This is a genomic window from Acinetobacter courvalinii (genome assembly GCF_014635545.1).
Lineage (GTDB): Bacteria > Pseudomonadota > Gammaproteobacteria > Pseudomonadales > Moraxellaceae > Acinetobacter > Acinetobacter courvalinii.
Map to the genome: position 1 here is coordinate 25611 of NZ_BMDA01000005.1, position 18412 is coordinate 44022.

Annotated in this window: 13 protein-coding genes and 1 pseudogene; 11 read left to right on the plus strand and 3 right to left on the minus strand. The window is 39.6% G+C overall.

The genetic code is table 11. The features are described 5' to 3' along the window. Positions 1 to 49 precede the first annotated feature (49 nt). Both IEV39_RS15205 and IEV39_RS15210 read left to right on the plus strand, forming a co-directional pair. Positions 50 to 799: a hypothetical protein gene (locus tag IEV39_RS15205; RefSeq protein WP_005280940.1), complete on the plus strand. Its 750-nt coding sequence runs from the start codon at positions 50 to 52 to the stop codon at positions 797 to 799. A 53-nt stretch (positions 800 to 852) separates the two neighbouring features. After that, the gene (locus IEV39_RS15210) at positions 853 to 2658 is read left to right on the plus strand and encodes an ABC transporter ATP-binding protein (RefSeq protein WP_005280938.1); all 1806 of its coding nucleotides are present in this window, start codon (positions 853 to 855) and stop codon (positions 2656 to 2658) included. 104 nt (positions 2659 to 2762) lie between these two features. On the opposite strand, the gene IEV39_RS15215 is transcribed toward IEV39_RS15210, so the two are convergent. Beyond that, positions 2763 to 3614, minus strand: coding sequence for a hypothetical protein (locus IEV39_RS15215; RefSeq protein ID WP_005280935.1), 852 nt, complete (start codon positions 3612 to 3614; stop codon positions 2763 to 2765). Positions 3615 to 3866: 252 nt separating this feature from the next. Here IEV39_RS15215 and IEV39_RS15220 point away from each other — a divergent pair, with 252 nt between their 5' ends. Both IEV39_RS15220 and IEV39_RS15225 read left to right on the plus strand, forming a co-directional pair. Then, the gene (locus IEV39_RS15220) at positions 3867 to 4385 is read left to right on the plus strand and encodes a hypothetical protein (RefSeq protein ID WP_005280933.1); all 519 of its coding nucleotides are present in this window, start codon (positions 3867 to 3869) and stop codon (positions 4383 to 4385) included. Between the two features lie 124 nt (positions 4386 to 4509). Further along, the gene (locus tag IEV39_RS15225) at positions 4510 to 7443 is read left to right on the plus strand and encodes an HD domain-containing protein (RefSeq protein ID WP_005280930.1); all 2934 of its coding nucleotides are present in this window, start codon (positions 4510 to 4512) and stop codon (positions 7441 to 7443) included. A gap of 46 nt (positions 7444 to 7489) precedes the next feature. Here the strand turns inward: IEV39_RS15225 and fadA are convergent, their stop codons facing one another. Both fadA and fadB read right to left on the minus strand, forming a co-directional pair. Next, positions 7490 to 8662 (minus strand): acetyl-CoA C-acyltransferase FadA, encoded by a 1173-nt coding sequence (gene fadA / locus IEV39_RS15230; RefSeq protein ID WP_005280927.1) that lies wholly within the window; start codon positions 8660 to 8662, stop codon positions 7490 to 7492. Positions 8663 to 8674: 12 nt separating this feature from the next. Continuing rightward, positions 8675 to 10828 (minus strand): fatty acid oxidation complex subunit alpha FadB, encoded by a 2154-nt coding sequence (gene fadB / locus IEV39_RS15235; protein ID WP_005280925.1) that lies wholly within the window; start codon positions 10826 to 10828, stop codon positions 8675 to 8677. Positions 10829 to 11316: 488 nt separating this feature from the next. Between fadB and IEV39_RS15240 the strand changes: the two genes are divergently transcribed. The 7 genes and pseudogenes from IEV39_RS15240 (at position 11317) to pgsA (ending at position 18345) form a co-directional block, all read left to right on the plus strand. Further along, complete coding sequence (locus IEV39_RS15240) at positions 11317 to 12285, plus strand: hypothetical protein (protein ID WP_005280923.1); 969 nt, start codon at positions 11317 to 11319, stop codon at positions 12283 to 12285. A gap of 146 nt (positions 12286 to 12431) precedes the next feature. Further along, the gene (gene lpxO, locus IEV39_RS15245; protein ID WP_005280919.1) at positions 12432 to 13346 is read left to right on the plus strand and encodes a lipid A hydroxylase LpxO; all 915 of its coding nucleotides are present in this window, start codon (positions 12432 to 12434) and stop codon (positions 13344 to 13346) included. Between the two features lie 133 nt (positions 13347 to 13479). Beyond that, positions 13480 to 13856, plus strand: a pseudogene (locus tag IEV39_RS15250) (PH domain-containing protein). Positions 13857 to 13979: 123 nt separating this feature from the next. Beyond that, the gene (locus tag IEV39_RS15255; protein WP_005280915.1) at positions 13980 to 14843 is read left to right on the plus strand and encodes a hypothetical protein; all 864 of its coding nucleotides are present in this window, start codon (positions 13980 to 13982) and stop codon (positions 14841 to 14843) included. A 109-nt stretch (positions 14844 to 14952) separates the two neighbouring features. Then, positions 14953 to 16752 (plus strand): excinuclease ABC subunit UvrC, encoded by a 1800-nt coding sequence (gene uvrC / locus IEV39_RS15260; RefSeq protein WP_032883116.1) that lies wholly within the window; start codon positions 14953 to 14955, stop codon positions 16750 to 16752. A 104-nt stretch (positions 16753 to 16856) separates the two neighbouring features. Continuing rightward, a complete protein-coding gene (locus tag IEV39_RS15265; protein ID WP_005280910.1) occupies positions 16857 to 17654 on the plus strand; it encodes a thioesterase family protein in 798 nt (265 codons plus the stop codon). Between the two features lie 103 nt (positions 17655 to 17757). Then, a complete protein-coding gene (gene pgsA, locus IEV39_RS15270; protein ID WP_104021904.1) occupies positions 17758 to 18345 on the plus strand; it encodes a CDP-diacylglycerol--glycerol-3-phosphate 3-phosphatidyltransferase in 588 nt (195 codons plus the stop codon). Positions 18346 to 18412 lie beyond the last annotated feature (67 nt).

Here is an 18412-nt window from a genome sequence, read left to right on the forward strand (position 1 = left end):
TTAAACTAAGATTCAGAACATAAAAAAATATAATGAATTTGGAGGCAATATGCGCCGTTTTTTATTATTTTTCCTTGTGGTGGTCCTTGGCATCGGTTCTTTTTTTCTCTATCAACATCAATTACAGCAACGTGCTGCCAACAATAAACAGATGTTTGAAGTGGTGATGGCTGAGAAAATGCGTACACTTTATGATCAGGCACAAGACTGGACTACACCTGTACAACTGGATATTCATGACGATCGCTTATCTGGCGATTACAAGTTGATGTCAGAATTCCTGCTCAACTACTGGATGCAGAATGTTGAAGCGCGCAATCGTTATCTACGTGAACTTAAAGCTGCGAACTGGGATACTTTTCTAGATGTAGAACGACTAGATCAGGATCGAAAACAGGATTATAAAGAAACTGAACAGATGCTGGCGGATGTGCGTAAAGCATCCACTGAATATGAACATGCACGACAACAGATTCAGTCCAGTTCTATGGAACAGGCAAAAAGTCTGGCCATTCATAATGAAATGCGACAGTCCTTACAGGCAAAATTGGAAAGTAACCTGAAAGCGGATAAAGCGCATGATATTTTCCCGATCGAACAGCAGATTATTGAAAAAGCACAAGCCATGTTTGACATGCTGAAAAAACACCAATGGCAAAGAAAGGACAAAATGATTCTTTTCCGTGAAACAGCGCAGGTGAAAAAATTTAATACGCTGTATCAGGATGTGCTGAAGTTGAATAGCAAAATGGAGAAGATCAAGAAAAATAATGCAGAGGTATTGGAAGAAGAACTGTAATTAATATCGCTGACTCATACACATTGCACGCATAAAAGGCAGACGTTGAATATATGAATTTATGGCAGCTATTTCATAAAGTAAAACCTTTTGTTCTTCCCTATAAGTGGCTGGTTGCCGTGACCTTGCTGCTGACTTTGATTGGTGCTCTAACCGCACAGGTCAATGCGTTGACCTTGCAATATGCGGTTGATCAGATCAATGCGGTGGTTGAATCAGGACAGGGCTTGAGTGCAGGCTGGCATATTCTGGTCACCATTAGTGTGATTTTGTTGAGTAAAGAGATCATCAATATCTTTATTCAGTTTGGACAAAAGTTCTTTGGTGAGAGACTCCGCATCTTGATCTCACAAGATGTGGCGCAGTCGATTATCGTGAAATTTTTGCAATATCGGCTGGCTTTCTTTACCCAGGATGATAATCAGGCCGGAAAATTACAGACCCGTATTGATCGGGGGATTGGTTCGATCACCCGACTGGTACAGATTTTCTTTATCGAGATTTTCCCGCTGTTTAGTAGTGCCTTGATCGCCTTGGGTTTGATGTTCTATGCCAATGTCTGGATCGGTCTGGTGGCACTGTGTATTGTCCCGATTTATTTTTGGGTCACCTTTAAACAGGCGCAGAAACTCAGTGGCACGCGCCGTAATTTACGTGATGGGCGCGAGCGTAAAAGTCAGGGTATTTTGAGTATTATCAACTCGATCACTGTAATCAAATCCTTTAACCGTGAACAGATCGAAGCAGAAAAACAGCTGACGCTACAAAAACAGTTAACCGATCACCAGATGCGGACACGGCAACTTAGTTTTCTGTTCGAGGGCTTAAAAACCTTTATTGAACAGATCGGTGTGGTGTTTATTATCATCCTCACCGCCTATTTTGTGCTGGTCGGTGATATGAGCATCGGCATGATCATGTTTCATATTCTGCTATTTAACAATGTCTCTGCGCCGATCCGGTCCTTGCACCGGATCTATGATGAAGTCAATGACGCGATGATTTATGCAGAAAGCTTTTTCAAGATACTGGAAGCGGATGATGAGGTGGAGACGTCGGGCCAGTTAAAACCCTCGCCACTCACCGGCAAATTTGAGCTGAAACAGGTGAATTTTTCCTATCCCAATGGTTTTCATGCTTTGAAGGATATTAACCTGACCATCCAGCCCAACAAGATTACCGCTTTGGTTGGCTTATCGGGAGCGGGGAAATCTACCCTGATCAGTCTACTTGATAAGTTTTATCTGCCGCAATCGGGTGAAATTCTACTGAATGGCACCTCGTTAAATGATATCGATACCCAATATTTACGGGATCATATTGGTCTGGTATTGCAAAAAAATCATATTTTTCAGGGAACCATTGAGGAAAATATCCGTTATGGCAAGATGAATGCAACACAGGATGAAATTATTGCTGCCGCGAAGAAAGCCTCGATTCATGAGCAGATTCTGAAATTACCGCAGGCCTATCAGTCCGACGCCTTATTGCTTTCAGGTGGACAGCAGCAACGGATTGCGATTGCCCGTATGTTCCTGAAAAATCCCCCGATTATTTTTCTGGATGAGCCGACCGCAAGTCTGGACGCAATCGCAACTGAACAGATCAAACATAGTCTGGATGAGATTAAGCAAGGACGGACGGTTATTATTATTTCCCATAGTCTGTCACAGATTATTGATGCGGATTATACCTATGTCATGCAGGATGGCATGATCGTGGAGCATGGTGAGCATCATCAGCTGTACCAGCAACAAGGCGTGTATAAAAACATCTTTGATGCGATGGCCAAGAGCCTGAATATTGAAAAAATTTCCAAGACTTTTGAGGGGGATGATGAAGAGGAAACCCATAGTTAGTGGATTTTCATTCAGTTCAACATATTCTCGGCTAAATATCCTTGCGACGATTTGCAACAGAGCTAAAGAAATCCTCACAGTTGATGAGGATTTCTTTTAAAATTTTATTTACTTGCGACTTCGAAGAGTGGATTCAAGATTGCTTTCGCTTCAACAGAGTGATTTTTCTTGGAGTAAGGTTTGCCCATCAGTAACCCCGCTTTTGTCCACATAATGGTTTTATTGTTTAAATCAACAATGTGTACCACATACTGTTGCCCTTCCTGTGGAATATAGGCTGTTACCAGACCGCTACCAGCACCGACGGTTGCAAGGGTAACGCCTACACTTAAAGCGCCGGCGGCAAATTTCTTACCAAAAGACGCATCCGTACCTGTCACTGATGCAATAAATGCGTAATTGGATTGGGTTAAATCTTTAATTACCGCAACGTCTTGATCGCTTAGTTCAAGCAGATTACTCACCGGTTTTTTTTCTTTGGCATTTTTAAGAGCCAATGCCACCTGTTTATTAAAGCTTTGATTAAGATTGAGCAAAGCTTGCTGCTGTTGCTCTGACAAGGTTTTGTTTTCTAAAGAAACAAGTGGATAATTTTTAATTTCAGCACGTTTAGTTTCACTATCTAGGCGATAGTCATATTTCTTCAGTTGCTCTTCAGGCATAAGACCACACACAAAAGGCATGAAAGTATGACTGACTGTTACACCTTGTTCATTGAGCTGGCTGGAGAGCAGGGCAGCAAATTTCTGGGCAGTTAAGCGAGACTGTTCACCTTCAATCAGACTGGTGCCTAACTCACTTCGAATTAAACATCCATCCGAGATAACGGCAACCTGATTTGTTTTGATCAGCGTTTGGGTTTGATTGAGTTTATTTCGCTCTTCTGGAGAGATTTTAGTGGTTGCGCAGCCTGTGACAGAAAGACCAATTGCCAAACAACAGAGTAATTTTTTCATGTGTACTTTAGGAGGTTGAGTAAATTTTTGTAAAATTATGGATAAATAATGTATTTAAGTAAATAGTTATCATTATTATTTTTTAATAATTTAAATAGGTTTTTATTTTGGATGAAGCAGGGCGGATTTAAATTGAAATTTACCGTTTATCTGACCCTTACTGAATCCATTCTGACTTTGCTGTAGCCTATTTATATCTGCTTTTATTTAACTCACTATTTTCTTATGGATGAGGGATATTTGGAGCAAACGATGAATTTTCAAAAACAAGCAGCTTTGATCTCCCTGTTGATTGTTACAGGTACGCCAATCGCTTACGCGCAAGAGGGTGAGGTGACGGCATTACCGACAATTCGGGTCATGGCTGAATCCGAGCTGCGTGAAGAAGTTGGTTTCGTGCCTTATCAAGAAGATAAGCAAACTCGCCAAGCACTGCAGCATCGTGTCTATAAAATTCACAATGACATACAGAATGCAGGTGTGACTGCAAGTCCGACTACTGTGAATTATCAGCCTACGACAGCACAGCCGGATCTGTCCCAATATTCTCCGATTTTGCAGCAGTACATATTGGCTGTGGCATCAGGTTTTCAGTCTTCAGATCCGACCAATGGTCTTTTTAAAATGCTGGAGCCTTTGAATATTAACCGCGGTAATATTGACGGCATCCGCAATGGCACGATTAAAATCGATCTAGGTGATATTTTGAAATTGCAGCAACAGATTCGAGATGGATTAAATCCGCCATCGAACCCTTTACTGCCACGTTAAAAATTTGATCTTAGCAATAAAAAATCCCCGCATAGTGCGGGTTTTTTTTATTGGCATTATTCTAATCATAATAATGGAATTTAATGTATGATAATAATTATTAATAGTTTTTAAAAACAATGATATGAGCACTAGATTAATTGCACACTTAAAGAAGAAATGTGAAGCTGATGATAATGTAAAAATTTTACTTTCGCAGTGGGAATTTGATCAAAAGTTAGTAGGTAAAGCTTTAGAAAATATTGGGGGCTTTTACCCACATTTTAGCAATCATAATGCATCACATTCACAGCAAATTTTAGTGAACATTGAGCGTATTTTAGGTGATGATATTGATTTACTTAGTGCTACTGATACATGGTTAATTCTTGAAGCTGCGTATTGGCATGATGTTGGAATGTTAGTTGATGCAAAAAATGCCAAGGAAGTACATTCAAATCCTGATTTCAACTTTATGATTCAAACCATCGCAAATGAAAAAGGGCATGATCTTCAAAAATTTTGCCAAGCTTATGTGGAGAAAAACTGGTTATCAGCAATAGGTACTGTCGATCATCCCTTTGATGGTATAGAACAATACCGTCAATTAGTTGCTGAGTGGTTTAGACGTGGGCATGACAAGCGTGTTGGTAAAATTGTAGAAGATCCTTTTAAAGATTTAGGAATTACCTCACCAAGAACTGAACTTTTACCTAATCGGATTTATCGTTATTTAGGGCAAATTTGTGTTTCTCATGGGATGAATTTCGATACCTTGATGGATACAATTCCTTATAAACAAACTGGATTGGGTACAGAAGATTGTCATCCAAGATTTATAGGGTGTTTACTTCGCTTAGGTGATCTATTTGACCTTGATGATAATCGTTTTTGTCCTGTCATGGCTAAGCACGTCAGTAATATGCCCTCTGTAAGTAAACATCATCATGATAAGCATTTATCATTACGTGAGTTTCAGCTCGATAAGCGAACGGTAAAACTTGTCGCTGAGTGTCCCGATGAAATGTCTTATGTCGAAACTCAAAACTGGTTTGGCTGGATACGTGAAGAATTTCAAAATCAGATGTCCCAGTGGAATTTAATTGTACCAAGTTTAAAATTTGGTTCGCTTCCTACAATTGAGCAACTTGAAGTTAAAATGGAAGTCAAATATGAAAAAGGAGTAAGAAAAGAAAAAATTTTGTTAAATAACAAGCCAATGAAATTTACTATAGATGAAAAAAATGGAATGGAACTATTACAAGGAGCAAATTTATATAATAGTGATCTAAGTATTTATCGTGAACTAATGCAAAATGCTATTGATGCAACTATGCTGAGAATTTGGTTAGAAGAAGATCAAGAACTTTTAACTACATTACACCCTTATCATGAAGAATTTTTTAAATTATTAAAAAAATATCCAATTTCAGTAAGATTAGAAAAAAAATATCAGATAGAGAATACTTTAAATAGTATTTGGGAATTGTCAATTAATGATAATGGAATAGGTATATCTTTACATGATTTGAATTACATGAAGAGTATGGCAGGTTCAAATAAAAATGAAATAAAGAAAAAAATAATTAAGGAAATGCCATATTGGATGAGACCATCAGGTGAATTTGGTATAGGATTACATAGTGCATTTCTATTATTGAAAAATTTGCCTGATAATGATAATAAAATATCGTTTTCTACCAATAGTTATATAAGTAATGAAACTTTAAATATAGATATGTATTCTCCATTAGGAGAAAAGAAAGGATATTGTTTTATAACAAAAATTTCCTATGATCTTATGAGAAAGGATACAGGCACATCTTTAAAAATAAATTATAAATATGATTTTTTTAAAAATATAAAAGTACATGGATTTAAGGATGTAACAGATTATTGGAATTTAAGTTATTTAGAGAATAAATGGAAAAATATTTTGTTAGGAGAAATAATAAAAAAAATATCTGATACCCCATTTGTAAATTCTGAAAAAATTTACGAAGAAAATAATTATTTGTGGGATAGAAAGAAAGATATTTCTTTTAGGTTTAAGTTTTCCTTAGATCAATCTAATTCAGTTAACGCAAAATTCAAAAGACAATTAGCTAAATTTGATTATAGGTATGGAATTCATAGATTATTAAGGAGCTTACTTGTTGGTATACAATATGATTTAGATTGTTATGGGTATCAAGCAAAAGAAGTTTTGCAAGTAAATAGAGACTATTGGAAAAATGATTTTCTAGCTGTGATTAGAGAAAATATATTTAACCATTTGAATTTATATCTTTGTGAATTTGATAGCCCCGAAATTTCTATTATAAAAGTTTTAGTAAAAAATAAAAAATACAATTGGAGTTTTAGTATTGGATGTAGAAAATGGTTAGACTATGTAATAGATTTTAAAAAAGATAGAATGAGTTTTAATCAAATGATTCAGTTGGGTGAGGTTTATTTTTATGATGATTATTTTTTAGAGAGTAAAACTGTTGAAGATTTAAGGTTAAATGAGAAAAGAGTTGTTGGTGTAGATAGCATATCTAGCATAGTAGAAGTTTTTAAGATGATGTCTAGAGATTTGAAGGATTGTGGGTTATCTGTTTACGAATATTCGAATAGTAGAGTACGTTTAATTGCTTTAACTAATAAAAAAAGTAGTAAGTTGTTTAATGATAATAAAAAATGGAAAGAAATTTGTGATTTAAATAAAGTTGAAAATAATATGGAGGTGAAAATTGAAATAAATAAAAATTTAAATAATTTTTTTGAAAATTTTATTAATGATAAGATTGAAGGATTTGCTTTTTCTCGAAAATTTGGTTATGGATTCCCATGTGAAATAATTCACGAAAAATATAAGAATTTGTTTGTTGAAGATATTCTTATTAGCCCTTATCAACCATTAGGTGAGGAATATAGACTTACTGATTTAGAAAGCTTATCAAAAATTATTTATTATTATAAAATAAATGAAACAGATAAAAATTTTGAATGGTACTTTAAGAAATATCATGAATTTTTAAATGAAATAGATATTTTAATAGATGCAAATAATTTGCGAAACAAATTTATGAGATAAAGAAATCCCCACAAAGTGTGGGGATTTTATTTTATCTTAGTGTCGATTAAACACGTTCGATAATGGTCGCGATACCTTGACCAAGACCGATACACATGGTCGCCAGACCGATTTGTGTATCTTGTTGTTCCATCACGTTCAACAAGGTTGTAGTGATACGCGCACCAGAACAGCCCAATGGGTGACCCAATGCAATCGCACCACCATTCAAGTTGATGATGTCTTGTTTGTCATAAACACCTAGGCCTTTCATGACTGATAAGCCTTGAGCAGCAAATGCTTCGTTTAACTCGATGGTTTGGATATCCGCCATGGTTAAACCAGCACGCTTAAGCGCTTTTTGCGTTGCTGGTACTGGACCATAACCCATGATCGCAGCGTCACAACCTGCAATTGCCATTGAACGAATCACGGCACGTGGTTTTAAACCCAATGCTTGAGCACGTTCAGCAGACATAAGCAACATTGCAGATGCGCCGTCAGAAAGAGCAGAAGAAGTTGCTGCTGTTACTGAACCACCTTTAGGATCAAACACTGGTTTCAATGCTTGGAATGCTTCAAGATTCGCATCAGGACGAATCACTTCATCGATGTCGCAAAGGATTTTGAAGCCATTTGCATCATGACCTTCAACACCGACGATTTCGTTTTTGAAGCGACCTTCTTGAGTTGCAGCCCATGCACGACGGTGAGATTCAACACCAAACGTATCTTGCTCTTCACGAGAGATACCGTTCATACGACCTAACATTTCAGCGGTTAAGCCCATCATGTTCGATGCTTTGGCATAGTGTTTAGATGCTTCTGGGTTAAGGTCGATGCCGTGCATCATACCGACGTGGCCCATGTGCTCTACACCACCGATGATGAACACATCACCTTGGTTGGTTGCAATTTGAGCTGCAGCCGTGTGGATTGCTTGCATAGAAGAACCACAAAGACGGTTTACTGTTTGACCGCCAGCAGTTTTTGGAATATCAGCCAACAAACCAATATTACGAGCAATGTTCATACCTTGCTCTAAAGTCTGGTTTACACAGCCCCAGATTACATCTTCAACTTCGTTGGTATCAAACTGGTTACGAGCAACAAGTGCACGTACTAATTCAGCAGATAAACTGTCGGCACGTACATTGCGGAACATACCGTTACGTGATTTGCCCATGGCAGAACGAACGCCATCAACAATCACAACGTCACGTGGATTTAAAGTAGCCATTCACGTCGCTCCTTAACCGTAGAATTTTGTGTTGTTAGCAGCCATGTCACGCAACATTTGTGGCGCTTCATAAGCTTTACCTAAGTGTGCATATTTGTCGCAAAGCGCAACGTATTCAGCAACACCTGTTTGGTCGATGTAACGACATGGACCACCGCGGAATGGAGGGAAACCAACACCCATAATCATTGCCATGTCTGCTTCAGAAGCAGTTGCAACGATCTTGTCTTCTAGGCAACGAACAGTTTCGTTACAGAAAGCAAGCATCATACGGTCAATGATTTCCTGGTTATCAAACTCACGTTTTTCACCAGTCACGAATGGTGCAATGATGTCGTATGCTGTTGGATCAACAGTTTTCGCTTTCTTGCCTTTCTTATCTAACACGTATTTGTAGAAACCAACGTCGTTCTTTTGACCAAGACGTTTTGCTTCGTACATTGCTTCGATTGAACCTTTGTAGTCTGGCTTCATACGGTCAGGGAAACCTTCTGCCATCACTTCTGCGCCATGAACACCTGTATCGATACCGACAACGTCGATCAGGTATGCAGGGCCCATCGGCCAGCCGAATTTCGCCATCACATTGTCCACTTGCTGGAAATCCGCACCGTCTTTTACAAGCAGGTCAAATGCACCAAAGTAAGGGAACAATACACGGTTAACCAAGAAACCTGGGCAGTCGTTAACAACGATTGGTGTTTTACCCATTTTCTGAGCAAGAACAACGGTGGTTGCAATCGCTTCATCAGATGTTTTCTCACCACGAATGACTTCTACCAGTGGCATCATGTGTACCGGGTTGAAGAAGTGCATACCCACAAAGTTTTCAGGACGTTGTAATGCTTTCGCCAAACGTGTGATTGAAATCGTTGAGGTGTTAGACGCGATAATCGTGTTTTCACGAACATGCTTTTCAGTATCAGCAAGCACGATTTCTTTAACTTTAGGATTTTCAGTCACCGCTTCGATCACGATATCCACTTCTTTAAACTCGTCATAGCTTAAAGTTGGACGGATGCGAGCCAGTGTTTCACCCATTTGCGCAGGTTTCATTTTCTTGCGCTCAACTTGCTTGGTCAGCAAGCCATTCGCTTCTTTCATACCCAATGCAAGTTGTGGGTTACCAATGTCTTTCATGATGATTGGTGTGCTTTTGCTTGCCGCTTGGTAAGCAATACCACCACCCATGATACCAGCGCCTAGAACAGCGGCTTGGTTCACTGGATGAGCACCTTTTTCATATTTTTTCGCAGTTTTCTTCACCACTTGGTCATTGATGAATAAACCGATCAATGCGCCTGCCTGTGGCGTAATTGCTGCTTTTGCAAAACCTTGTGCTTCTGCTTTTAATGCATCATCACGGGTTGAGCTTGCGCCTGCTTGTAAAGAATCAAGCAATAATTTTGGCGCAGGGTATTGAGCCGGGTTTGCTTTCGCAAGTACCGCACCTTTCGCCGTATTGAACGCCATCATTTGTTCAAGTGGGTTCAATTTGATTGCGTCTAATTTTTCTTGACGCTTTGCTTTCCAGTTTAAACGGCCCGCAATGGCTTGTTTAACTAAATCAACCGCAGCTTCTTGTAATTTGTCAGCAGCAACAACCGCGTCTACAGCACCGTCTTTCAATGCAGCAGCTGGTTTTTTCGGGTTCGCCATTGCCATCCATTCAACGGCATTGTCGATACCGATTAAACGGCTTAAACGTACGCTACCACCGAAACCAGGATAAATACCCAATTTGATTTCTGGTAAGCCGACTTGCGCTTGTTCTGACATCACACGGTAGTCACACACCAAGCACATTTCAAAACCGCCACCTAGCGCTGTACCATTGATTGCAGCAACTTTAGGTAGATCTAAGTCTTCAAAGCTATTGAAGATTTCATGTACAGGCATAAGCCAATCAACAATCGCTTGCTCACCAGCAGCGAAGTTATCGCCAAACTCAGTAATGTCAGCACCAACGATGAAGGTTGATTTGCCAGAAGTTACGACTAAGCCTTTAATATCGTTATTGGCTTTCACTGCAGCAATTGCTGCTTGGAAGTCTTCGATGGTTGCACGGTTAAACTTATTAACCGACTCACCTTGTAAGTCAAAGCGGAATTCTGCAATTCCGTCCGCAAGCATTTGGACGGTAATGGCATTGCCAGCGTGGATCATGCCTGATCTCCCTTGTTGTGGAGGATTCTAAGTGGATGTCATAAAGCATATGTGCAGTTTGAGCACATAAAAAAGCTTCGCTAATCTTACGATAACTATATCCAAAAAGGACATAACAAGTTGTATCAAGCCGTGACGCTAGGGTCACCATTTGTTTTTGTTGCTCTATGTTTGAATTTATCTATTTGAAAAAAAATAATTTTTAAGTATTCTTGTTGGTATCTACTATGGCTTTTATGAGGCTTTATTTATCGTGTCGAAATGCCTGCGTTCTTTAAATATTCAACTGTTTTTAATGCTATGAATCAGTCCTATGGATGGGGAACTAACTCTATAAATTTTGACTTTAATCTAAAGATTGGAAATATCAAACAAGCATTTTTATTAAACAAAATAGGACATTTTATAAACACTGGACAGAAAGACTTGTCTATTTTTTTATCTTTAGATAAGCTTCATGTGATAAAAATGTTTAAGAACGTAAAATTATGTTAAAAATTAAAATTGTTGTATTGGCAATGCTTCCATTGATGTTGAGCGCATGTGGAGGAGGTGGTAGTTCAGGAAATGATTCCGGTCCAAAGAGTGACAATAATACAACTGTACCCATTCAGGAAAAAGTTACAGTAGATTTGTATCATGTAGATCCTGAAACTTTATCTGCGCAAAAATATGCGTATGTTGATAATGTGATTAAAGGAACAACCTACTATACACCGTTAAGTGAAGATGAGTTTTTGTTGACGGCAGATCAACTTTTTACAAACACTTGGGTTGACTCAGATACGAAAGCAATTACACCCTTAAAATTTTATTTTAGTGATGCTCCTAAAACAGGCTATTACCATACGTTTAAGAAGATAAATATCTCTGGTGAAAATGTTTTTGATCGCTTTTACCCTGGTTATAAAGTTATTTTTGATCAATGGGGGGCTAGTGGGTTTGAGGCGCAAACAGTCGGTCAAGCTTATCAAAGAACAGTACCCTTATATTTTCCTCAGGGATCTTATTGTTATCAAGTCCAAGATGAGATTGTTGATAAGCCATATATTACTTTTTCTAAAGAAGGTATGACTGGTGATAATTATGATGAGGTCTTGTCCTTGGTCGAAGCAGATTTCAAAGCAGCTGTGAAAGAAGCAGGGCATACTTATAAGATTTCGACAGGAAAATGGAATGACTATACCTGGCGTTATTATCGTGAATATGATGCTTATGGAGTCGTTTTTGGGGCAGTCCTCATTAATTTTAAAGGTGAACTTGTTATAGGTAAAATGAATCATTTTGAAGATACTCATCTGAGTAATATGATTACTGAGCAGCAAAAACGTTTGGCCACCCTCAATAAAGAAACAGACTCATATAACTATTATAATCAAAAAGCTTATGTTTCTGAGTTGGAAAAAGGTTGTTCGTGGTATAACGATATTGCAGCACAAACAATAGCGAAACTATAATTTTCAAATGTTTTAATAAAAAGCAAGGCACCTCCCTTGCTTTTTATATTTCTCTATTTCAGTAGCTTTTGTTAATATTGCTAAAATTTTTCCAGACACTCCCAAGCTTTGAAGCTAGCTTAGTTAAACCGAGAAGGGGTAACTATATGATTAAGTGGATCATATTAGCGATTTTTATCATTTCTGCATTGTATATCCAGCGTCGTGGGAAAGTGAAACATTCGTTTTATCGTCAGTTTTTTGACCATTCGACGATTCTTGCGCCGATTAACTTTTTAATGTACATGTTTTCCAAAGTGCCGAATCAGCCGTATATCGACACCCAGCATTTTAAGGATCTAAAAATCCTTGATGAAAACTGGGAAATGATTCGTGATGAAGCCAAAGCCTTGTATGACAAAGGCGGGATTAAAGCATCAAGTACTTACGATGACTTGGGCTTTAACTCGTTCTTTAAAACCGGCTGGAAACGTTTTTATTTGAAATGGTATGACTCTGCACATCCATCAGCAGCCGAGCTTTGCCCAAAAACAACCGCTTTATTAAAAACATTACCAACCATTAAAGCGGCGATGTTTACTGAACTTGCGCCAGATAGCCGTCTGGTACGTCACCGTGATCCATATGCAGGTTCATTGCGTTACCATTTGGGTTTGATCACACCAAATGATGACCGTTGCTTTATTGATGTAGATGGTGAACGTTATTCTTGGCGTGATGGTGAAAGTGTGGTGTTTGATGAAACCTATATCCACTATGCTGAAAATACCACGGATCAAAACCGTATCATTTTCTTTGCTGATGTTGAACGTCCATTAAAAACACGTTTTATGGAAAAGTTTAATCACTGGTTTGGGAAAAAGGTGATGACGGCGGCGAGTTCACCCAATGAAGCAGGTGACCAGACAGGTGGTTTAAATAAGGCATTTGGTTATATTTACCAGATCCGTATTAAAGCCAAAGCCTTGAAGAAGTCGAATCGTTCACTGTACTACTTCTTGAAATGGTTCATTATGCTAGGTTTGTTCTTCCTGATTTTTATTCGTCCTTATGTCTTTTAAGTTCGAATTAAATCAACGCCCGTAAGGGCGTTTTTTTATGGGGGATTGCGATAAGATATTTTGAATCCATCAATATTATTTGGAAGCTCATATGCAAGTATTCCGTTCCAAAATCGACTGGTGATTTTGGGGTATCGTGATCGCAACCTCAGGCTTATTGCTGCAATTTTTGTGGACCATGTATATCAAGAGAACGATGCAGGAATATCCTGAACATGCAGTAATTTATTTTTTTACTATTGCATTGTTGTGGTGGCCGATTCTAAATACGCGCTATATCGTGACAGAACAGCACTTAGTGATTCATTCAATGTTATTTAAGTGGCAGATCAACAGGTCAGACATTACCAAAATCTCAGAAAGTCATAACATCATTTCATCTGCTGCCTTATCTTTGGATCGTTTACGCATTGATTATCAGAAAATGGTGTGATAAGTCATATTCTGATTTCACCTAAAGATAAAGATGTTTTCTGCAAGCTATTACAGCAAGGACATGATAATGCATAGTTTAATAATTTTTTGCTTCAGATGAGCTAGATAAACTTGTTTTTTGAATGGAAATAATTTTTTAGTTGTACGGAATAGTATGACTTGGATAAAATTCAATATTTAAAACCATGAGAAAATATAATGAAAAAACAATTGTTGATTGGGTTAAGTTTTTTAAGCCTAGTGGCTTGTAGTGAAGAAAATGATGATCATTATGGAACTGTTGATCCAAAGAATAACGCTTTTTACAGTTATGATCTTGCAGCCGCAAATCAATCAAACAAACTGATAAAAAAAAGCTATCAGATCGATAAAAATAATGATCTTTTAATTGCTTACAATGAAAAACCTGTATTACAAACGGAAGCTCTTCGAAACTTTATAACAAGCAATGGTATCTCAACAATATTTCCGCCACAAAATACAGCGGGAGCTTATATGGTGGGTCGTAAAGCAATATTTAATGATCGTGTTTTAGAATATGAACCTTATAATTTAGAACAGAGAACAACATTTAAGCTCACTTATCAGCTTAAGAAGATTGACTTATCTGGCTTACAAGTTTCGGACGCCGTGCGATACTTTTTAAGCCAAGCGACAGCATCAACTCTGATAAATGATGCAACACTGGAAATTCTTCAAGCTTTATTATTTGCTAGTCAAGATAAATTCCCCTCAGGTGCAACATGTTGGCAGAAACAAGTTCAGTTGAGTACGCAAGATTATATTGAATCTTATCCGACACAAAATCTTGCGCACGTCAGCACGAGTAGTAATGTCCAAAATCAGGGAATCTGGCAAAATGCAGCATGGACAGCATTTCAACCCAGCACAGAGTTTAATTTAGCGAATACACGGATCCGTCATCAGGCTCGTGAATATTGGGGTTTTTACCATACTACAAGAGAAGTTCAAGTAGTTCCTTCCACAAATGAACTGGCCTGTGATTTATTTAACGAGTCTGCATTTAAGAGCGTGGACAAAGTATTAGGCAAGGTTCTTTAATCATCAATGTAATTTGAGTTATTCAATTGATAGATTTCAGCTCAATTGACTTGAAATTGATTTAGGCAGGCTACATCATCAAGATAATACTGATGATTAAAGCTGACTAGTGAATTCAAACGCTCGAGAACACATTGAAAAAATATTGGCGCATATGACCCAATTACCCGGTGTTTATAAAATGCTGGGTAAGGACGGCGAACTGCTATATGTGGGCAAAGCCAAAAACCTGAAAAACCGTGTCTCGAGCTATTTTGTAAAAACTATTGATCATCCGAAAACACAGGCTTTGGTGGCCCGTATTTATGATATTGAGTCGCTGGTGGTGCGCTCGGAAACGGAAGCATTATTACTCGAACAAAACCTGATTAAACTGCATCGTCCGCCCTACAATATTATGCTGCGGGATGATAAGTCTTATGTCTATATCTTTGTGTCTGCGGATAAACCTTATCCTCGGATTGCCAGTGGGCGAGGCAAGGGCAAGCACCAGATTGGCAAGTTCTTTGGGCCTTATCCCAGTGCCTATAGTGCCAGAGATACCTTACTGGTTTTACAAAAATTATTTAATGTACGTCAGTGTGAAAACAGCTATTTTTCACAACGCAAACGCCCGTGTCTGCAATACCAGATTAAACGATGTACTGCGCCGTGTGTGGGTCTGATTAGCCCCGAAGATTATAAAGAAGATGTCGATAACTCGATCCGCTTCTTGCAAGGCGATACCAAAGAACTGAATCAGGAACTGATCAGCAAAATGGAGCAGGCGGCAGAAGCGCTGGAATTTGAGAAAGCCGTGTTCTATCGCGATCGTTTGGGCTTATTGCGTGAAGTTCAGGCCCAGCAAGCAGTATTTAAAATTAAGGGCGAGGCCGATATTCTGGCGATTGCCTATCAGGCAGGGGTGACTTGTGTCCAGATCATGCATGTACGTAATGGACGGATGCTGGGCGGTAAAAGTTATTTCCCGGATATGCTGAGTGATGATCTGGGGCAGATGCTCAGTGATTTTATAGCGAATTTTTATTTTCAGGTGGCTGATGAAGTGCCGTCTGAACTGATTGTGAATATCGACATTCCTGACAAGGTTCAACTGGAAGAGGCGTTACAGCAAAGCTTTCATAAAAAGGTCCAGATCAAGCATAAAGTACGTGAAACCCGGGCGGAATGGCTTGAGCTGGCGCAAATGAATGTCCAGCATGCGATTAAAGGTAAGTTGAGTAGTCATCTGGAACTGAATGAGCGTTTTCATCAGCTAGAACAGGTGGTTGGCCGCCCGATTGACCGGATTGAATGTTTTGATATCAGTCATACCATGGGCGAAGCACCGATTGCTTCTTGTGTGGTGTTCGATCAGGGCGGTGCCAGAAAACGTGATTATCGCCAGTTTGCCATTCAGGATATTACCGGTGGTGATGATTATGCCGCCATGCGTCAAGCGCTGATCCGTCGTTATAAAAAGAATATGCTGCCAGACTTGCTATTGATTGACGGCGGTAAAGGGCAGTTGCATATGGCGATGGAGGTGATGCAGGAGCTGCAGCTGGATGCCTTTATGATTGGGGTGTCTAAAGGGGAAGGACGTAAACCTGGACTGGAAACGCTACATTTTACTGATGGCACCAAGATTCAATTGCCCGAAGATCATAAAGCCTTGCATCTGATTCAGCAGGTCCGCGATGAAGCCCATCGTTTTGCCATTACTAAACATCGTGCCAAGCGCGATAAACGTCGCAGCAGTTCAGTTCTGGAAGCAATTCCTGGCTTGGGGCCAAAACGTAGACGCGATCTGCTCACCCATTTTGGTGGTATTCAAGGGGTATTAAAAGCTTCCGAAAAAGACTTGATGCTTGTTCCTGGTTTGGGTGAAGTGCTGGCGCGAACAATTTATAAAATCTTGCATGAATAAAAGGGCCAATTGACTTAATCGTCCTGTTCAGACTGTGTCAATGATCATTCACAAATCACGAAAAACGTTCAAAGATAGGACGTTTTGAACATGAAGGAAAAATGATGTCATTGCTTCCGCTCTATCAGCAGGTTGAACAACAACAGTGGATTGATATCCCGTCAGGCTGGCTGCAAGGCCGTACCGTGTTTGGAGGACTGGTCGCAGGCATTCTGATCCAGAAAGCTTTAAGTATTGTACAAGATGCAGCAAAACAACTGCTGAGCTGTAATATCACGTTTGTGGGCCCGGTACAGCAAGGACAAGCCAATATTACCGCGGAAGTCTTACGTGAAGGCAAGTCGGTGACTACGCTGGAAGTGAGGTTATGGCAGAACGAGGCTGTACAAACGATCTTGATCGCCAGCTTTGGTTCAGCGCGCGAGTCCCGGATTCATGTTGAAAACTTGCCACAGGTGCCTGATTATCCAACGCCAGAGCAACTCGATAAAACCTTTTATATTGAAGGCTTAATGCCTGAATGTTTACAGCATTTTGAACTGTGCTGGGCTGAAGGCAGTTATCCAATGGCTGGCAGTAAAGTGCCTGATTTTGGTGGATGGAGCCGTTTTTCACCCGATTTGCACCAGAACCGTGCCATGCAGCTCCCTGATCTGTTTACCTTGATGGACGTGTGGCCGCCGGGGGTGTTGCCGATGTTTAAAATACCTGCACCGGCAAGTTCTTTATCTTGGCAGATTACCTATTTACATCCGGTGGCGGAGCAGGTGCAAGACTGGTTTAAGTATAAAGTTGTGACCGAGTATGCAGAACATGGTTATTCCACCGAATATGCTTATCTGTGGAACCGTGAAAACCGTTTAATTGCGGTGCTTAGACAAACAGTTGCGGTTTTTGCCTAGTCGACACTGCGGTGCATTTCGTATAAAGTTGCCTACACATGAATACAATCTCAGCACATCCTTTGTGCAAACTGCATTTGATGCGAACAACATGGCGGTGTTTATGAGCACAGGGCAAATCCTGAACATTCCTAATATCTTAACCTTGGCACGTATTGCCCTGATTCCCGTGTTTCTGGTGATTGCTTACTGGCCACCAGCAATTGGAATTGCTGAGCATCATGGGGGCATGGTGCGTCATATGGTACTGACGGCGATCTTTGTTCTGGCAGCTATAACCGACTGGTTTGATGGCTATCTGGCACGAACCCTGAATCAGACCTCGGCCTTTGGACGCTTTCTGGATCCGGTTGCTGACAAGTTAATGGTTGCAGCGGCTCTGATCGTTCTGGTGCAATGGCAACCGACCATTTCCATGGCCTTTGCTGCGATCGTGATTATTTCTCGGGAGATTACCGTATCTGCCTTACGTGAATGGATGGCGGAACTTGGTGCGCGTACCAGTGTTGCGGTTTCAACGGTCGGAAAATACAAAACCGCCTTTCAAATGATTGCGATCAGCGTATTCCTGTTGAACTGGAAACCTTTGGAGATCTGGGCCTATGCCTTGCTCTATGCTGCTGTCATCTTAACCTTATGGTCGATGTTTATTTACATGAAAGCTGCGTGGCCGTATTTAAAACAGCCTTAGAAGCTAAGTCCACCTAGCCGGCGCAAATTTAAAAAAAAATTAGAGAATAACTGCACTCACGATGCTT

Bases quoted from the DNA above. Each gene is read 5' to 3' on its own strand.
- IEV39_RS15210 (WP_005280938.1), top strand. From the start codon at position 853: ATGAATTTATGGCAGCTATTTCATAAAGTAAAACCTTTTGTTCTTCCC.
- fadB (WP_005280925.1), bottom strand. From the start codon at position 10,828: ATGATCCACGCTGGCAATGCCATTACCGTCCAAATGCTTGCGGACGGA.
- IEV39_RS15220 (WP_005280933.1), top strand. From the start codon at position 3,867: ATGAATTTTCAAAAACAAGCAGCTTTGATCTCCCTGTTGATTGTTACA.
- fadA (WP_005280927.1), bottom strand. From the start codon at position 8,662: ATGGCTACTTTAAATCCACGTGACGTTGTGATTGTTGATGGCGTTCGT.
- IEV39_RS15205 (WP_005280940.1), top strand. From the start codon at position 50: ATGCGCCGTTTTTTATTATTTTTCCTTGTGGTGGTCCTTGGCATCGGT.
- pgsA (WP_104021904.1), top strand. From the start codon at position 17,758: ATGAGCACAGGGCAAATCCTGAACATTCCTAATATCTTAACCTTGGCA.
- IEV39_RS15225 (WP_005280930.1), top strand. From the start codon at position 4,510: ATGAGCACTAGATTAATTGCACACTTAAAGAAGAAATGTGAAGCTGAT.
- IEV39_RS15215 (WP_005280935.1), bottom strand. From the start codon at position 3,614: ATGAAAAAATTACTCTGTTGTTTGGCAATTGGTCTTTCTGTCACAGGC.
- IEV39_RS15255 (WP_005280915.1), top strand. From the start codon at position 13,980: ATGAAAAAACAATTGTTGATTGGGTTAAGTTTTTTAAGCCTAGTGGCT.
- IEV39_RS15265 (WP_005280910.1), top strand. From the start codon at position 16,857: ATGTCATTGCTTCCGCTCTATCAGCAGGTTGAACAACAACAGTGGATT.
- IEV39_RS15240 (WP_005280923.1), top strand. From the start codon at position 11,317: ATGTTAAAAATTAAAATTGTTGTATTGGCAATGCTTCCATTGATGTTG.
- lpxO (WP_005280919.1), top strand. From the start codon at position 12,432: ATGATTAAGTGGATCATATTAGCGATTTTTATCATTTCTGCATTGTAT.